Below are 475 nucleotides of genomic sequence, written 5' to 3' on the forward strand. Positions count from 1 at the left end.
TGGCAATGGCCATAGTAACGCTAGAAATATCGCAAAGATTTATAGCCTATTGTCAATGGAAGGAACTATCGATGAACTCAATCGAGACCATCGACTTATCAGCAAAGCGGCCTTGGAAGACGCGATAAAAGAGCAGTGGGATGGTGTTGAAGTCATGACCCACCGCCACTTTCGCTATGGAACGGGCTTTATGTTGAACAACCCGTATTTTAAAACAGGTGACAACCCTAGAAGCTTCGGCCACCCCGGTTTAGGCGGCGCTATTGCTTTTGCTGACCCAGATGCAAAAATCAGCTTTGGCTATTGTGGCAATCGAGTACACCCGATTAATGAAACAGGGCCCTGCGCCAAAGCCTTAATTGATGCTTTGTACAGCTGCATATAGCAACGCCAGCCAACTAAACCTAAGCAGTCACTGGCCCGCTATGAAAACGAAATTCTTCATCTGGCTGCTCGATTAATTCCTGCTCTTTCT

1 protein-coding gene is annotated in these 475 nt (G+C 46.7%); it reads left to right on the plus strand.

Annotated elements, in window-relative coordinates; genetic code table 11:
- On the plus strand, window positions 1-385 hold a 385-nt coding region (locus A3761_RS24945), incomplete at its 5' end, for a serine hydrolase domain-containing protein (RefSeq protein WP_156492118.1).
- Between the last annotated feature and the right edge of the window lie 90 nt (window positions 386-475).

Source organism: Oleiphilus sp. HI0123 (assembly GCF_001635315.1).